The organism is Pseudomonas sp. GM50 (genome assembly GCF_000282375.1).
In the GTDB taxonomy this organism is placed as follows: domain Bacteria; phylum Pseudomonadota; class Gammaproteobacteria; order Pseudomonadales; family Pseudomonadaceae; genus Aquipseudomonas.
This window is the reverse complement of record NZ_AKJK01000042.1, coordinates 293,938-310,727: the sequence shown is the minus strand read 5'-3', so window position 1 is coordinate 310,727 and position 16,790 is coordinate 293,938. Positions and strand designations below refer to the sequence as shown.

General features: G+C 60.0%; 15 protein-coding genes. 6 read left to right on the top strand and 9 right to left on the bottom strand.

The window, feature by feature from the left end:
• Positions 1–253 precede the first annotated feature (253 nt).
• The 4 genes from PMI30_RS20845 to PMI30_RS20860 all read right to left on the bottom strand — a co-directional run bounded on the left by PMI30_RS20845 (position 254) and on the right by PMI30_RS20860 (position 5,856).
• On the bottom strand, positions 254–1,633 hold the full coding sequence (locus tag PMI30_RS20845) for a M16 family metallopeptidase (RefSeq protein ID WP_008007951.1): 1,380 nt from the start codon (positions 1,631–1,633) through the stop codon (positions 254–256).
• Positions 1,634–1,689: 56 nt separating this feature from the next.
• On the bottom strand, positions 1,690–3,348 hold the full coding sequence (locus PMI30_RS20850) for a Na/Pi cotransporter family protein (RefSeq protein WP_008007949.1): 1,659 nt from the start codon (positions 3,346–3,348) through the stop codon (positions 1,690–1,692).
• Between the two features lie 346 nt (positions 3,349–3,694).
• Positions 3,695–4,462 (bottom strand): TerC family protein, encoded by a 768-nt coding sequence (locus PMI30_RS20855; RefSeq protein ID WP_008007946.1) that lies wholly within the window; start codon positions 4,460–4,462, stop codon positions 3,695–3,697.
• An 86-nt stretch (positions 4,463–4,548) separates the two neighbouring features.
• The gene (locus tag PMI30_RS20860; protein ID WP_008007945.1) at positions 4,549–5,856 is read right to left on the bottom strand and encodes a CitMHS family transporter; all 1,308 of its coding nucleotides are present in this window, start codon (positions 5,854–5,856) and stop codon (positions 4,549–4,551) included.
• Positions 5,857–6,176: 320 nt separating this feature from the next.
• On the opposite strand from PMI30_RS20860, the gene PMI30_RS20865 reads away from it, so the two are divergent.
• Positions 6,177–6,578 carry a GFA family protein gene (locus tag PMI30_RS20865; protein ID WP_008007943.1) on the top strand — a complete coding sequence of 134 codons (402 nt, stop codon included), beginning with the start codon at positions 6,177–6,179 and terminating at the stop codon, positions 6,576–6,578.
• Here the strand turns inward: PMI30_RS20865 and PMI30_RS20870 are convergent, their stop codons facing one another.
• Positions 6,579–6,905, bottom strand: a complete 327-nt coding sequence (locus PMI30_RS20870; protein WP_008007941.1) for a DOPA 4,5-dioxygenase family protein — start codon at positions 6,903–6,905, stop codon at positions 6,579–6,581.
• 87 nt (positions 6,906–6,992) lie between these two features.
• Here PMI30_RS20870 and PMI30_RS20875 point away from each other — a divergent pair, with 87 nt between their 5' ends.
• Entirely contained in the window at positions 6,993–7,658 is a 666-nt protein-coding gene (locus PMI30_RS20875) for an NAD(P)-dependent oxidoreductase (RefSeq protein WP_008007939.1), read from the top strand.
• Positions 7,659–7,724: 66 nt separating this feature from the next.
• Here PMI30_RS20875 and PMI30_RS20880 read toward each other — a convergent pair whose 3' ends face one another.
• Positions 7,725–8,675 (bottom strand): choline sulfate utilization transcriptional regulator, encoded by a 951-nt coding sequence (locus PMI30_RS20880; RefSeq protein WP_008007937.1) that lies wholly within the window; start codon positions 8,673–8,675, stop codon positions 7,725–7,727.
• Between the two features lie 114 nt (positions 8,676–8,789).
• Here PMI30_RS20880 and betC point away from each other — a divergent pair, with 114 nt between their 5' ends.
• The 3 genes from betC to PMI30_RS20895 all read left to right on the top strand — a co-directional run bounded on the left by betC (position 8,790) and on the right by PMI30_RS20895 (position 13,002).
• Entirely contained in the window at positions 8,790–10,304 is a 1,515-nt protein-coding gene (gene betC / locus PMI30_RS20885) for a choline-sulfatase (protein WP_008007935.1), read from the top strand.
• A 16-nt stretch (positions 10,305–10,320) separates the two neighbouring features.
• Complete coding sequence (choX, locus tag PMI30_RS20890) at positions 10,321–11,241, top strand: choline ABC transporter substrate-binding protein (RefSeq protein WP_008007933.1); 921 nt, start codon at positions 10,321–10,323, stop codon at positions 11,239–11,241.
• 192 nt (positions 11,242–11,433) lie between these two features.
• Positions 11,434–13,002 carry a SulP family inorganic anion transporter gene (locus tag PMI30_RS20895; RefSeq protein ID WP_008007931.1) on the top strand — a complete coding sequence of 523 codons (1,569 nt, stop codon included), beginning with the start codon at positions 11,434–11,436 and terminating at the stop codon, positions 13,000–13,002.
• Between the two features lie 106 nt (positions 13,003–13,108).
• On the opposite strand, the gene aroE is transcribed toward PMI30_RS20895, so the two are convergent.
• Together aroE and hemF are read right to left on the bottom strand one after the other, a co-directional pair.
• On the bottom strand, positions 13,109–13,927 hold the full coding sequence (aroE, locus tag PMI30_RS20900) for a shikimate dehydrogenase (RefSeq protein WP_008007929.1): 819 nt from the start codon (positions 13,925–13,927) through the stop codon (positions 13,109–13,111).
• An 81-nt stretch (positions 13,928–14,008) separates the two neighbouring features.
• Entirely contained in the window at positions 14,009–14,923 is a 915-nt protein-coding gene (gene hemF, locus PMI30_RS20905) for an oxygen-dependent coproporphyrinogen oxidase (protein WP_008007927.1), read from the bottom strand.
• Between the two features lie 173 nt (positions 14,924–15,096).
• On the opposite strand from hemF, the gene PMI30_RS20910 reads away from it, so the two are divergent.
• Entirely contained in the window at positions 15,097–16,074 is a 978-nt protein-coding gene (locus PMI30_RS20910) for an NADPH:quinone reductase (protein ID WP_008007925.1), read from the top strand.
• 116 nt (positions 16,075–16,190) lie between these two features.
• Here the strand turns inward: PMI30_RS20910 and PMI30_RS20915 are convergent, their stop codons facing one another.
• Positions 16,191–16,748, bottom strand: a complete 558-nt coding sequence (locus tag PMI30_RS20915; RefSeq protein ID WP_008007923.1) for an L-threonylcarbamoyladenylate synthase — start codon at positions 16,746–16,748, stop codon at positions 16,191–16,193.
• Positions 16,749–16,790: the final 42 nt, after the last annotated feature.

Genomic DNA, 16,790 nt, shown 5'->3' with positions numbered 1-16,790 from the left:
TCGTGGGAAAAATCCTCGACAGGGTACCGCCCGAGGGGCCCCGTGGCGAGGCTTGCGGTCACTTTGATCGAACCCAAAACCCTGTGGCGAGGGGGCTTGCCCCCGTTCGGCTGCGCAGCAGTCGCAATATCGGTGAATGCGGTGTGTCTGATAAACCGGGGTGCCATTTTTTAGGGCCGCTTCGCAGCCCAACGGGGGCAAGCCCCCTCGCCACAGAGCCCCCTCGCCACGGGGCCCCCTCGCCACAGGGAAATCATTTCTTTCTGCGGTGAACGCGCCAACCCAGTATTCCAAGCACCATCAGTCCAAATCCCCCGGCAATCGCCCACATCACCTGGTCATAACTCATCAGCGGCTTCTCGATCCGCAGATACCCCGGCTGCTGCAGCAACTCGCGCATTGCCTTGTTCGCCTCGGCCAGTGTCACGTCTTGCAGTGCCTTGGCCGGGTTGACGAAATGGCCGTCCTCGTAGTCGCCAAGGGCGCTCCAGTAATAGTCCGCCAGGGCGCTGTTGCCTTGCACGGCCCAGGTCTGGCGAGCGATGGCGGCTTGCTTGAGACGGGCGAAGGTGGCGGCGTCGAGGCCGTTCTTGAGCAGATCGGCTTTAAGCTCATCCAGCACCTGTTCTGCTGCCAGCACGTCGCCGCGATCAAGGTCGGCGTTCAGGCTCATGAAGCCCACCCCACCAAATACCTCGCGCTCGGCCGAGGGACCGTAGGACAACCCATGGGCCAGGCGCAATTGGCGATAGAGCGCCCAGTCCAGATAGTCCTTGAGCAGGTCGAAGGTTTCGTCGTGCTGGTCTTCCAGCACCGGTTCCGGCACCAGCCAATGCAATTTGGCACCGCCACCGACGAAACCTTTACTCAAATTACGCTCATGGGCCGCGCTGGCCTGAATGTCTGGCAGCGGCAGGTGAGCGCTGGGCTCAACCGCTTCGAGCGCGCCATAGGCCCGTTCCAGATAGGCCGGCAGCAACCGGTCGAGGTCACCGACCACGATCAGGGTCATGTTGTTCGGCGCATACCAGTCCTTGCGCACCTTCTCCAATTGCTCGCGGGTCAGGTGATCGACTTGCGCGCGCTCGGGGCATTTGAGGCCCAGTTCCACCGCCAACTGATTACTGGCGGTGTGTCCCAGATCCTGGCGATCCAGCCAGCGTTGCAGGTGCGAGTAATGACCACCGTCTTCGCGCTCGACCACTTGCTTGGCGACGTTGATGGCATTGTCGTCGATACGGGTCTGGGTCAGCAGCGCCAACAACAGGTCGAGGACCTTGCGCTGGTTTTTCGCCGGGGCTTCGATGACGAAGGTCGTGTCGGCATTGCTGGTGTAGGCATTCCATTCACCGCCCAGGGCCTGCATGCGTTCTTCCAGGCCGCCTTCGCCGGTGGCGTCGATACCGCTGAACAGCAAGTGTTCGAGCAGGTGCGGCAGTTCCTTGTCGGCGCAGCTGAAATCATCCAGGCCTACGCCAACCACCAACCGGATCGCCACATGCCCGCGCTCGGTGCCCGGTTTGAGGACCAATTGCAGGCCGTTGCGCAACGTGTAGCCCTCGACCTGAAAGCGATCCAGGGCGATTGAAGGCAGTGATCCAAGCAACAGACAAGCGAACAGCAGACAACGCATAACGAGTTTCCGTACGACCAGCGTAAGTTCAACAGACTTCAGGCAACTGTGGACGTTCAGGGTGAATGAGTGATGTCAGTCAAATCGTCGACCGCCAGGGCGCCAGTGTCCGAAGTGCCCAACACCGCATAGGCGCTGCTGCAAAACAGTGAATTCAAGCGCCTCATGTCAGCAATCAGCTCCAGATGCAGCGAACTGGTCTCGATACTTTGTACGATCTTACGGTTTAAACGGCTGACATGAGCGTGGGCCAGGCGGCGTTCCTGTGCGCGAAAGCGACGTTTCTCACGCAGTAACTGGCGCGCACTTTCCGGGTCGGCACTAAGAAACACTGACAACCCCAGGCGCAGGTTGGCAATCAGCTGACTGTGCAGCCCCGCCAACTCCTCCAGGCCCACCTCGGAAAAAGACCGGCGTTGCGAGGTTTTCTGCTGCTGAACCTTGCGCAGCATGCGTTCGATCAGGTCGCTGGAGAGTTTCAGGTTGATCGCCAGCTCGATGGTTTCAGCCCAGCGCCGGCTGTCCTGTTCGCTGAGGTCTTCGCGGGGCATTTGCGCCAGATAGAGTTTGATGGCGCTGTAGAGCGCTTCGACATCATCGGTCAGGCGCCGTATTTCCTGGGTGACGGCGGTCTGTTTGCCGCGCAGCACGTCGAGCATGGCTTCGAGCATGCTGTCGACCAGATCGCCGATGCGCAGGGTTTCTCGGGCAGCGTTGGCCAGCGCCAGACTCGGGGTGACCAACGCGGTCGGGTCGAGATGCCGCGGTTTGGCCGTGCCATTGATGTCCGGCCGCTCTGGCAGCAACCACGCACAAAGCTTGGCCATCGGCCCGACGCTGGGCAACAGGATCAGGCAACGCACGGTGTTGTAGAGCAGGTGGAAGCCGATGACCATTTCCTGAGGGCTGAAGTCGAGGCTGTCGATCCAGTGCACCAACGGGTCGAGCACCGGAATGATCAGCAGCAGGCCAATCAGTTTGTACAGCAGGCTGCCGAGCGCCACCTGACGGCCGGCCGCGTTCTGCATGCTGGTACTGAGGAAAGCAAGAATGCCGCTGCCGATGTTGGCGCCGATCACCAGGCCGATGGCCACTGGCAGACTGATCACGCTGGCACCAGCGAGGGTCGCGGTCAGCAGAACAGCGGCCAGGCTGGAGTAGGAAATCATCGCGAACAGCGCGCCGACCAAGGCATCGAGCAGGATGTCGCCGGTCAGGGAGGCGAAGATGACCTTCACCCCTTGCGCCTGAGTGATCGGCGCGGCGGCCTCGACGATCAGTTGCAGCGCCAGAATGATCAGCCCCAGACCGATACCGACCCGGCCCATCTGCCCGACCCGGGTCTGCTTGCGTGACAGAAAGAAAATCACCCCGAGGAAAATCAGCAGCGGCGACAGCCACGATAGATCGAGGGTCAGTACCCGCGCCATCAGTGCGGTACCCACATCGGCACCGAGCATGGTCGCCAAAGCCGGAGTCAGCGCCATCAGGCCCTGACCGACAAACGAGGTCACGAGCATGGCAGTGGCATTGCTGCTCTGGACCATGGCGGTCACCATGATTCCGGCGACAAACGCCAGCCAGCGCCTGGACATGTTATGAGCAATCACGTGGCGCAAGTTGGAGCCATAAACCCGCAGGATGCCGGTTCGGACGATGTGCGTGCCCCAGATCAAAAGGGCCACGGCCGATAACAAATTGAGCAGGGTGAGCATACAGGCCCCCTGTGGTGGTAGCGCCCCAGTGGGGCAAGTCTATGGTGCCGCGCGTTTTTCTACGTTCTGTACATAAGCTGTAGTTGGCTAACGGTCTGGGCGCCAGCATCGCATAGCTAAAGAGGCGATTGAAACAAAACTGTCATGAAAGCAGTTTGCTGTAGAGGAGAGAAAGGGGGCGTACAGATAGCACATTGAGCAAACAAATGTGGGAGCGAACCGACCTGTAGGAGCGAGGCTTGCCCGCGAAGGCGGTGTGTCAGTCGACATTGTTGTTAACTGACACACCGCCTTCGCGGGCAAGCCTCGCTCCTACAGGGCAGGCTGGCTCCCACACAGAGTCGGGTTACTGCCCCGGAACATCCTTGCGCAGTTTCACCGGATCCTGCTGCTTCCTCTTTTTCATCATCGCGGTGCGCATCTTGATGTTGATCGCTTCCACCGCCAGCGAGAATGCCATGGCGAAGTAGACGTAGCCTTTTGGCAAGTGCACGTCGAGCGATTCGGCAATCAGCACGGTACCCACCAGCAACAGGAACGACAGCGCCAGCATCTTCAGCGACGGGTGCTTGTCGATGAACTCGCTGATGGTGCCAGAAGCCCACATCATCACTAGCACCGCAACGACAATCGCCGCGACCATGACCGGTACGTGGGACACCATGCCCACCGCCGTAATCACCGAGTCCAGCGAGAACACGATGTCGATGATCGCGATCTGGATGATGGTGTACAGGAAATTGCCGCCCTTGCCTGAAGGCTCGTCGCCGCCTTCATCTTCACCTTCCAGCGCGTGGTACATCTCTTGCGAGCTCTTCCACAGCAGGAACAGACCACCGAAGAACAGGATCAGGTCTCGCCCGGAAATACCCTGGCCGAACACTTCGAACAGGTCTGCGGTGAGACGCATGACCCAGGTGATCGACAGCAGCAACAGGATCCGCGTGATCATGGCCAGCGCCAGGCCGAAAATTCGGGTGCGCGCCTGCATGTGCTTGGGCATGCGGCTGACCAGGATCGAAATCATGATGATGTTGTCGATGCCCAGGACGATCTCCAGGGCAGTCAGGGTGAAGAAGGCAACCCAGATTTCAGGGTTGGTCAGCCATTCCATGTGTATTCCTTTGAGCGAGTGTTTAAACCACAAAGGGCCCAGGCTTCAAACAACAAAGCCTGGACCCGTCATGGTGAGTCTTGGGCTTATAGAGTGCTGAACAGCGGAAAAATCCCCATCAGCAACGCAGCGACCAGTATGCACAGGCAAACCAGCACTGCCCACTTCAGGGTGAACCGCTGATGATCACCGAATTCGATACCGGCCAGCGCCACCAACAGATAAGTCGATGGTACCAGCGGGCTCAGCAAGTGGACGGGCTGACCGACGATCGAGGCACGTGCCATTTCCACTGCGGTTATACCGTAATGACTGGCGGCTTCGGCAAGTACCGGTAACACGCCGTAATAAAAAGCATCGTTCGACATGAAGAACGTGAACGGCATGCTCACCAGCGCGGTGATCACGGCCAGGTACGGCCCGAGGAAATCCGGGATGACCGCCAGCAGGCTTTTCGACATGGCGTCGACCATGCCGGTGCCCGTCAGGATACCGGTGAAGATACCCGCGGCAAAGATCAAACCGACCACCGCCAGTACGCTACCAGCGTGGGCCGCAACGCGGTCCTTCTGCTGTTGCAGGCACGGGTAGTTGACGATCATCGCAATACTGAACGCCACCATGAACAGTACCGGCAGCGGCAACAGGCCGGCGATCAAGGTGCCCATCAGCGCCAGGGTCAGCGCGCCGTTGAACCAGATCAACTTCGGACGACGAGCATCCGGGAACTGCGAAACACTGATTTCGCTGTGATCGATTTCATCGCCCACCAGGTGCAATTCACCCAGACGCGCACGCTCGCGTTTACCGTAGAAGTAGGCAATCGCCAGAATCGCCACCACGCCGGCCAGCATCGCCGGAATCATTGGCACAAAGATGTCGGACGGGTCGACATGCAACGCACTGGCCGCACGGGCAGTCGGGCCACCCCACGGGGTCATGTTCATCACGCCACCGGCGAGGATGATCAGACCGGCCATGATCCGCGGGCTCATGCCAATGCGGCTGTAGAGCGGCAGCATGGCGGCCACGCAGATCATGTAAGTGGTCGCGCCGTCACCGTCCATGGACACGATCAGCGCCAGTACAGCGGTACCGACCGAAACTTTCAGCGGGTCGCCCTTGACCAGTTTGAGGATCTTGCGCACGGCCGGGTCGAACAGGCCGGAGTCGATCATCAGGGCGAAGTAGAGAATGGCGAACATCAGCATCACGCCGGTCGGCGCGAGCTTGGTGATGCCTTCAAGCATCATCGGGCCGATCTTCGGCGAGAAGCCGCCGAACAGGGCGAAGATGATCGGGATGATGATCAGAGCGATCAGCGCGGACAGGCGCTTGGTCATGATCAGGTACATGAACGTGATGACCATGGCGAAGCCAAGGAAAGTCAGCATAGGAATACTCCAGGCGTAGCGCGGCTAGGGAATGGCGAACCGGATGGGGTCAGCGCAGAACGGGAAGCACGAGACGTACGGGCGGAGTGACAGCGAAGAGGCGGGTAGTAGCGGACATCAGAATCACCATTGTTGTTGTTTAATGGACCGGGCGGGCGATAAAACACTCGCATTGGCCAACCGGTCTGTTGCCGGCAGTGAGGGCGATCCTAATCGCGGAAGCTTTCAGCCAGCTTTCGCTGGTGAAAGCATTGACCGAATGTGCAACCGGTCGTCGGGCCGGGTTGAGAGTCCGTAAACACGGGGTCAGGAGAAAAAACATGGGTGAACTTCACACTGGCGGCTGCCACTGCGGACAAATGCGCTATCAATTCAGCGGGCCATTGCACGATATCGCTCACTGCCATTGCTCGATTTGCCGGCGGGTCAGCGGCGGGATCGTGACCACCTGGATCACCGTGCCCGCCTCAGCATTTGAATGGATGGCGGGTACGCCGTCCCGGTACGAGTCTTCGTCCACCTGCGTGCGGTATTTCTGCCGCAATTGTGGGGCACAACTGGCGCTGGTGACGAAGCTCAGCCCCGAGAGCATCGACGTGACCATCGCCACCCTTGACCATCCCGAGCAAGCACCGGCCGAACGGCATATCTGGACCGACAGTCGTTTGCCCTGGTTGCATCTGGACGAGCACTTGCCTGGCGAGGCCCAAGAACAACTCTGATCAAAAAACAGACAGGTTCAGCGGCCGGATCGCGCCCATCCAGATCGCATGTTCGGTGTGGTCGAGCAGATCGTCGCCCGTGTCCGGGTGCAGGAACACCACCAAACCCTTGCGGTTGAGCGCCAGCCACGGCAACACCTCGCCAATGTATTGCGGCTCGAAAGCCAATTGGCAGCTCCAGTCCGGGTGCGGGCCGACCGGGCGTTCGTGTACGCGCCCCATCTTCAGTGGAAACAATTGCGCTGCCTGCTCACACAAGGCCCGTGCCTGTGGCAGGGTACTGGCATCGAAATAGACATGGGCGTGGTAACCCTTGATCTGTTGCATCTCAAACCCCCTCTAAAACTACTTGTCGAACCCACCCCGCTTCCCGCAGGTCACACGCTATATAGGCAGCAAGTACGGAGCACATCCATGAAAAATGCCGAAACCCCAGTGGTGAAGGTGGTGCTTTATGGTGCCATGAGTAGCTTGGGCAGTGCGCTGATGGCTGAAATGCTGCGGCGCCAGCATGAAGTGATCGCGATACTCGATGACCTGAACGCGCTCGCACCGCGCCCGGGTTTACGCACCAAGGCTGGTGACCTGTTCGATGCCAAGCGGGTCAAGCAGAGCGTGGCCGGCTGTTCGGCGGTGATCTGCCTGCTCGATGCGCCAGGGTTGCCGATGAACAGTGAACACATCGAAAAATCCATCGTGCCCGGCCCGGTCGAGGAGGTGCTGGCGGTGGATGCACTGATCGACGGCATGCAGGCCGCAGGCATTTCCCGGCTGTTTGTGGTGGGCGATTTCGAGGTGCTGGACGATCCGGAAATCGAAGACCCGTTGCAACGCCACGCCGCCGAAGAAATCCGCGAGTCTCTGCAAAGCAGCTCTTTGCACTGGACCTTGGTGAATGCACCACGCCGCGTGCCCGGGCTGACCATCGAGCATTTCAGTCACGTCAGCAGTAGCCTGGAACCTGGCCTGGCCGCAGCGCTGGAACGGCTGAACAGGGTAGCCATAGGGATTGCCGATGAGCTGCACCTGAACCTGCATGTGGGTGAGCATGTGAGTTTTGTTGGGACTTCGGAATCGTAAAAGATCGCAGCCTTCGGCAGCTCCTACGCGCCTGTGGGCGCTGTCGAAGGCTGCGATCTTTTCGCTTTACACCGCAATCGAAGGCAAAGGAAGACCATTGAGCGATTGCGCACTGCTGGCCTGTTCCGCCATCAACCAATCCACAAACAGCTGAATCAACGCCCCACGCCGTTTGCGCTGGGGCAGGACCACGTAATACCCCAGCCTGGAAATCACCGTGTCGGCAATCGGGCGACACAACAGACCTTGCGCCAACAAGTTATCCACAAGGTGCCGCCACCCGATCGCAACGCCCTGGCCGCCAATCGCCGCCTGAATCAGCAAGGTGTAATTGTCGAAGCGCAGTTGCCCCGGAGCCGGGGCCGATGTGATCCCCAGCTCGCGAAACACGCCGCTCCAGTCAAACCAGTTGCTGCTGTGTTCGCCTCGCAGGTGCAGCAGCGGAAACTCCAGCAATGCCTGGGCCGGCAAGGGCAGGGCACGGTCCTTCAATAGCAGCGGGCTGCACACCGGAAACACCTCTTCGCTAAACAGCCAGTGGCTCTCGCCTTGCTTGAACCGGCCATCGCCGAACAGCACCGCCACATCGATATCGGTACGCAGCATGTTGTGGCTGCGTTCGCTGGTGACCAGGCTGACGTCCACTTGAGGGTTGGCGGTATGGAAGCGGTGCAGACGCGGCATCAGCCAGTACGCGGCAAAGGCGAAGTCAGTGGCTACCTGCAACACTTCGTGCTGTTGTTGTGCGCTGATTGCGCTCAATCCTGCTTCGATATTCTGCAAACCGAGCTGAACTTGCTCGAACAGAATGGCTCCGGCCTCGGTCAGCTCAATACCGCGATAGATACGGTCGAACAACCGGGTAGCGAGCTGTTCTTCCAATCGCTTGATCTGCTGACTGATGGCCGGTTGCGTGGTGCCGAGCTCTACCGCAGCGGCGGTGAAACTGCGCTGTCGGGCTGCGGCTTCAAAGGCACGCAGCAGGTCCAGAGACAAATCACCGAGGGCGTCATACATAAGCTGTGCTTATCCTAGTCATTGCCTGGCATGGGCTTTACCACAAAGATTATGGACTCCATGCTCGATCACAGCACTCTCGCATAAATATCCACTATGGAATGCCGCGATCACATGAAGCGCAAAAATATTCTTTTCATCATGGCCGATCAAATGGCCGCGCCAATGTTGCCGTTCTACGGCCCTTCGCCGATCAAACTGCCGAATCTCAGCCGCCTCGCCGCCGAAGGCGTGGTGTTCGACGCCGCGTACTGCAACAGCCCACTCTGCGCGCCGTCGCGTTTCACCCTGGTCAGTGGCCAGTTGCCGAGCAAGATCGGCGCCTACGATAACGCGGCCGATTTCCCCGCCGATGTACCGACTTATGCCCACTACCTGCGTCGACTCGGCTACCGCACCGCGCTGTCGGGCAAGATGCATTTCTGCGGTCCGGACCAGTTGCACGGCTATGAAGAACGCCTGACCAGCGACATCTATCCGGCCGATTATGGTTGGGCGGTGAACTGGGACGAACCGGACGTGCGCCCAACCTGGTACCACAACATGTCGTCGGTGTTGCAAGCCGGGCCGTGCGTGCGCACCAATCAGCTGGATTTCGACGAAGAGGTGGTGTTCAAGGCCCAGCAATACCTGTTCGATCACATCCGCGAGGATGGCGATCGGCCGTTTTGCCTGACCGTGTCGATGACTCACCCACACGACCCGTACACGATTCCCAAGGCTTTTTGGGATTTGTACGACGACGCCGACATCCCTTTGCCCGAAACACCCGCACAGGATCAACTTGATCCTCACTCCCAGCGTCTGCTCAAAGTCTATGACCTGTGGGACAAGCCGCTGCCTGTGGATAAGATTCGCGACGCGCGTCGTGCCTACTTCGGTGCGTGCAGCTATATCGACAGCAACGTCGGCAAACTTCTGCAAACACTCGAGGAAACCGGGCTGATCGATGACACCATCATCGTATTCTCCGGTGACCACGGCGACATGCTCGGCGAGCGCGGCCTCTGGTACAAAATGCACTGGTACGAAATGGCTGCCCGTGTACCGCTGGTGATCAGTGCACCTGGGCAATTCGGGGCGGGGCGGGTCAGCGCGGCGGTGTCCACTGCCGACCTGCTGCCGACGTTTGTCGAACTGGCCGGCGGCTCACTGGAGCCGGGTCTGCCGCTGGACGGCCGCTCGCTGGTTGCGCACCTGCAAGGGCAGGGCGGTCACGACGAAGTGTTTGGTGAGTACATGGCCGAAGGCACCATCAGCCCGTTGATGATGATTCGCCGTGGCGCCTACAAATTCATCTACAGCGAAGACGACCCGTGCCTACTCTTCGATGTACATAACGACCCGCGCGAACAGGAAGAACTCAGCCAATCGCCGCAATATCGGCAGCTTTTCGAGGATTTTCTCGTCGAAGCGCGAGCCAAATGGGATATCCCGGCGATCCACCAACAGGTGCTCGCCAGTCAGCGACGCCGGCGTTTCGTCGCCGACGCCCTGACGATCGGCAAGCTGAAGAGCTGGGATCACCAGCCGCTGGTAGACGCCAGTCAGCAATACATGCGCAACCACATCGACCTCGACGATCTGGAACGTAAAGCACGTTATCCACAACCCTGCCAAAACCAATAACGTTAAGGGGAAGTCCATGCAAAGGTTATCCACAGTACTGACGGTCGGGCTTCTGGCTCTGGGCAGTGCCTCGGCCTATGCCGAGCAAAGCTGCGAGACGGTGAAAATGGCCGACCCTGGCTGGAGCGACATCGCTGCAACCAACGCCATCACCGGGTTTCTGCTGGACGGCATGGGCTATAAGGCCAAGGTCGACACCCTGGCGGTGCCGATCACCTTTGGCGGCCTGAAGGATGGCCAGGTGGATGTGTTCCTGGGTAACTGGATGCCGGCGCAGCAGGGCTTCTACGACAAGTTCGTGGCCAATGGCGACGTTACGCAACTGGCGAAGAACCTCGACGGCACCGAGTTCACGCTGGCGGTCCCGGATTACGTTTGGGACGCGGGTGTGCATAACTTTAACGACTTGAACAAGTACGCCGACAAGTTTGACAAGAAGATCTATGGCATCGGCTCCGGCGCCCCGGCGAATATTTCGCTGCAAGAGATCATCAAGAAGAACGACTTCGATATGGGTCAGTGGAAACTGGTCGAATCCAGCGAGCAGGCGATGCTGGCCGAAGTGTCTCGTGCCGTGAAGAAACAGAAGTTCGTGACCTTCCTCGGCTGGACGCCACACCCCATGAACGTTCAGCTGAAAATGCATTACCTGAAGGGCGGCGAGAAGTACTTCGGCGACACCGGCAGCGTTTATACACTGACCCGCAAAGGTTATGCACAGGCCTGCCCGAACGTCGGCAAGCTGCTCACCAACCTGAGTTTCACCCAGGAAATGGAGAACAGCATCATGGCCGAAGTGGTGAACAAAAAGGTCAGCAACGCCGAGGCGGCCAAGGCGTGGATCAAGGCTAATCCGGCGGTGCTGGATAAGTGGCTGGACGGTGTGAAGACCGTGGACGGGAAAGACGCATTGCCGGCGGTGAAAGCCAAGTTGTAATTACTTTTTGTGGCGAGGGGGCTTGCCCCCGTTGGACGGCGAAGCCGTCCCAAAATCAGCTGACTCGTTCTTTCAGTTGAGACGTTGTAGCCGGTTTTACGGCCGCTTCGCGCCCGAACGGGGGCTAGCCCCCTCGCCACATTTACCGTTTTACCCTGCTACCCTTGCGCAAAATCCCACCCGAGAGGACCCATGGCCTTCCCCAGCCGCCATTCACTCTTTCCCTTCCTGACCTGGTTGCCCCGGCAAACCCGCGCCAGCGTTGGTCGTGACCTGATCGTCGGCCTGAGCGGCGCGATTCTCGCGTTGCCACAATCGATTGCCTACGCGCTGATCGCCGGTCTCCCACCGGAATATGGCTTGTACGCCGCCATCATCCCGGTGCTGATTGCCTGCCTCTGGGGTTCGTCGTGGCATTTGATCTGCGGTCCTACGGCGGCCATTTCCATCGTCCTGTATGCCAGCGTCAGTCCTCTGGCCGTCCCAGCGTCGCAGGACTACGTCACGCTGATCCTGCTTCTGACACTCCTTGCGGGCATTTTCCAGTGGCTGCTGGGTTTACTGCGTTTCGGCGCCTTGGTGAATTTCGTCTCTCACTCGGTGGTGCTGGGCTTCACCCTCGGCGCAGCGGTGGTGATTGCCATTGGGCAACTGCCAAACCTGCTGGGGCTGGATGTGCCCAACCAGGCCACGGCGCTGAACAGCCTAGTGCTGCTGTTCAGTCATCTCAGCGAAGTGGACAAACCCTCGCTGGTACTAGGCCTGGCCACGGTCGTGGTGGGCATTGTGCTGAAACTGCTGTTGCCGCGCTGGCCAACGCTGTTGATCGCGCTGGCCCTGAGCGGGTTGCTGGTGTGGTTGTGGCCAGCGATGTTCGGTCATGTGCAGTTGGTCAGCGCCTTTGTCGGGCGGCTGCCGCCCTTCAGCCCGTTGCCGCTGGATCTGGACCTGGTGTTGCGCCTGCTGCCTAGCGCGGTGGCGGTCGGCATGCTCGGACTGGTGACGAGCCTGTCGATTGCCCGCTCCTTGTCGGCGCGTTCGCAACAGTTGCTCGACGCCAATCAAGAAGTCCGCGCCCAGGGTTTTTCGAACATGGTCGGTGCGTTTTTTTCCGGCTCGCTGTCAGCCGGTTCCTTCACCCGCTCGGCCCTGAGCTACGACGCCGGTGCCTGTTCACCGCTGGCGGGGGTCTTTTCCGCGGTGTGGGTGGCGCTGTTCGCGATCTTCGGCGCGGTATTGATCGCGCACATTCCGATCCCGGCCATGGCCGGCAGCATTTTGTTGATCGCCTGGGGATTGGTCGACCATCGCGGCATTCGCGCCTTGCTGCGGGTCAGCCGTGCCGAGTTTCTGGTCATGGCGCTGACCTGTGTCGCGACGCTGTTGCTGGAGTTGCAAACAGCGATCTACGCCGGCGTGCTGGCCTCACTGTTCTTCTACCTCAAACGCACCTCGCAACCACGGGTGCAGCATTGGCGTGAGGGCGACGAGGACATTCTGCGAGTCGGCGGTTCAATCTTTTTCGGCGCCAGCCATTACCTGCAAGTGCGTTTGCAACGGATGCACGGCGCGCGGGTGGTGATCGAGGCACAGCAGATCAACTTCATCGACTATTCGGGCGTGGAAATGCTGCACCAGGAAGCGCGACGGCTGCTACGCCAGGATCGCAGCCTGACCCTGCGGCGGGCGCGGCCGCAGGTGGTGGAGGAGTTGAGGAAGCTCGAAGGCGCGGAGAAATGCCCGATTCGCTTCGAAGATTGAAACACAGCCCCCTGTAGGAGCGAGGCTTGCCCGCGAAGGGAGCGCCGCGGTGATTCAGGCATACCGCATCATCGTTCTTCGCGGGCAAGCCTCGCTCCTACAGGGGTTAGGCGAGCTGGCGTCGGAGTTCGGCCAGCACTGGCGCTGTATCCGGCCGTACACCGCGCCACAGGTAGAAAGCTTCCGCCGCCTGCTCGGCCAACATTCCCAAGCCATCCATCGCCACTGCCGCGCCGTGCTCGCTGGCCCAGCGGCAGAAGGAGGTCGGGTCCTTGCCGTACATCATGTCGTAGCAAACCGTCTTGCCCGGCTCGACCAAGCTGCTGGCAATCGGCGGTACATCGCCTGACAGACTGGCGGACGTAGCGTTGATGATCAGGTCCACCGGCTCCTGCAACCAATCGAAACCACTGGCCGATACCGGCCCCAGATCCGCGAACAATTCGGCCAGCAATTCGGCCTTTTCCACCGTGCGGTTGGCGATGATCACTGACGCCGGTTGCTCCGCCAGCAGCGGCTCCAGCGCCCCGCGCACCGCACCGCCGGCCCCGAGCAGCAGGATGCGTTTGCCCTTGAGACTGAAACCGGCATTGACCGTCAGGTCCCGTACCAACCCGGCGCCATCGGTGTTGTCGCCCAGCAGGCTGCCATCGGCCAGTTTGCTCAGGGTATTCACCGCGCCGGCCCGCTGCGCTCGCTGGGTCAAGCTGTTCGCCAAACGATAGGCATCTTCCTTGAACGGCACCGTCACATTCGCCCCACGCCCTTCACGGAAAAATGCCTGGGCACAGCCGGAAAAGTCGTCGAGGGGCGCCAGCAAGGTGCTGTAGTCCAGTTTTTGCCCCGTCTGCTCGGCGAACAGACGGTGGATCAGCGGCGATTTGCTGTGGCCAATCGGATTACCGAATACGACGTAACGATCCATCTACATTCCTCAACCGTAGGAGCTGTCGAAGGCTGCGATCTTGACTGCAGCCCCGACGATGCAAAAACTCAAACCCTGGAATCAGGCCTTGGCCAACCAATCGCGGTCTTGCAGGAAATACTCGGTCAGGCGCGCTTCTTCACTGCCTGGCTCGGCTTTCCAGTCGTAGGCCCAGCGCACTTGCGGTGGCAGCGACATCAGGATCGACTCGGTACGCCCGCCCGATTGCAGGCCGAACAGCGTGCCGCGGTCATAGACCAGGTTGAACTCGACGTAACGGCCACGGCGAAACTCCTGGAATTCACGCTGTTTGGCCGTGAACGCATCGTTCTTGCGGCGCTGCACGATCGGCAGGTACGCATCGATGAACGCATCGCCGATGGCGCGCATGAAGGCGAAGCTGGTGTCGAAGTCCCATTCGTTCAAGTCATCGAAAAACAAACCGCCGATGCCACGCGGCTCATGGCGATGCTTGATGTGGAAGTAAGTGTCGCACCAGGCTTTGTAGCGCGGGTAGACGTCTGGCCCGAACGGCGCGCAGGCCTGTTCGGCGACGCGGTGCCAGTGCACGCAGTCTTCTTCATTACCGTAATAAGGGGTCAGGTCGAAGCCGCCACCGAACCACCAGACCGGCTCTTCACCTTCTTTTTCAGCGATGAAAAAGCGCACGTTGGCGTGGGATGTCGGTACATGAGGGTTGTGCGGGTGAATCACCAAAGACACGCCCAAGGCTTCGAAGCCTCGGCCGGCCAATTCTGGCCGATGAGCGCTGGCGGAGGGTGGGAGACCGCTGCCAAAGACGTGGGAAAAGTTGACGCCGCCCTTTTCGATGACCGCGCCGTTTTCGATCACTCGGGTGCGACCGCCGCCACCGGCCGGCCGGGTCCAGGCGTCTTCAACGAAACGCGCGCCACCGTCTTCAGCTTCCAGGGCAGCGCATATGCGGTCTTGCAGGTCGAGCAGGTAGGCTTTTACGGCCTCGGTGCGGGTAGTCATGGCATCACCTTGAATCGGGCAAAGCTACGCGGCACTGATACAGGCCGGCGGCAAATTGCTGCGTAGGATAACACTGCACCTTGTGCCGCCACAGTTGACGAAGATCAAGCTTGGGAGTTCGATAGGGCGCTTGGCGCTACAACTCTAGAAGCCAAGACCTAAGGAGAGTGCAGATGGCAAAGCGTATCCAGTTCCGCGCCCATGGCGGCCCCGAAGTGCTCGAATACGTGGATTACCAACCCGCCGAGCCCGGCCCGCAACAGGTGCGCGTGACCAACAAGGCCATCGGCCTGAACTTCATCGACACTTATTACCGCAGTGGCCTGTATGCGCCACCCACCCTGCCATCAGGCCTGGGCGCTGAAGGCGCGGGCGTGGTTGAAGCAGTCGGCAGCGAAGTCACCCGTTTCAAGATTGGCGATCGCGTGGCTTACGGTAGCGGCCCGTTGGGCGCCTACAGCGACGTTCATGTGTTGCCGGAAGCCAATCTGGTGCATCTGCCGGACGCCATCAGCTTCGAACAGGCCGCGGGCGTGATGCTCAAAGGCCTGACCGTGCAGTACCTGCTGCGTCAGACGTATGAACTCAAGGGTGGCGAAACCATCCTGTTCCACGCTGCGGCTGGCGGCGTCGGCTCTTTGGCCTGCCAATGGGCCAAGGCCTTGGGCGTGAAGCTGATTGGCACGGTCAGTTCAGCAGAGAAAGCCGCCCTGGCGAAAGCCAATGGTGCCTGGGCAACCATCGATTACAGCCATGAAAACGTCGCACAACGCGTGCTGGAATTGACTGACGGCAAAAAAGTGCCGGTGGTGTACGACGGTGTAGGTAAAGACACCTGGCTGACGTCGCTCGACAGTGTCGCGCCTCGGGGGCTGGTGGTGAGTTTCGGCAATGCTTCGGGCGCAGTAGACGGAGTGAACCTGGGGATTCTCGCGGCAAAGGGTTCGCTGTACGTGACCCGGCCGACCCTGGCGACCTACGCCAACAACGCTGAAAACCTGCAAAGCATGGCCGATGAGCTGTTCGAGATGATCATCAGCGGCAAGCTTACGGTGGACATCAGCCAGCGCTATCCATTGGCTGAAGCGGCGAAAGCACAGACCGAATTGTCGGCGCGGCGCACGACTGGTTCGACCGTTTTGTTGCCTTGAGGACGCCATCGCGAGCAGGCTCGCTCCCACAGTGGATCTTTGTTGAACCCAAAATCCATGTCCACTGGAGACCTAATGTGGGAGCGAGCCTGCTCGCGATTGGCAGCGCTGCGGTCTTAATCCGGGCGCACAACGTGGCCGGTCGCCAGATCACGAATCACGCTCGGATTCTTGCGCCCGCCCAGATTGCCACCCAGCACCCAATCAACCTGCCCACGGAAATACTGCTCCACGCGAATCCGCGTTCGCGCCGCCGGCCGCCCCTGAGGGTTGGCCGAGGTTGAAACCAACGGCCCGACCAACGCACACAAATCCCGCACCAATGGGTGATCGCTAACCCGCAACGCCACCGTTTCATGCACACCGGTAATCCACTGGGGCAACATATTCTGATGCGGCACCAGCCAGGTGTTCGGGCCCGGCCAAGTGCTGGCCATGCGGTCCATCCACAATTCAGGGAAGTCTTCGAAGAGGAAGTCGAACTGGCGAATATTGTCGGCCACCAGAATCAACCCTTTTTCCACCGACCGACCCTTGATCGCCAGCAGACGATAGACCGCCTCTTCGTCCCATGGGTCGCAACCCAGGCCCCAGACCGCTTCGGTTGGGTAGGCAATCACCGCGCCTGCGCGAATGGCTCGTGCGGCTTGTTGCACACGCCAACTGTTGACCATGAAAGATTCTCCGGAATAAGGCTCTGCGCAGTTTACCGATCT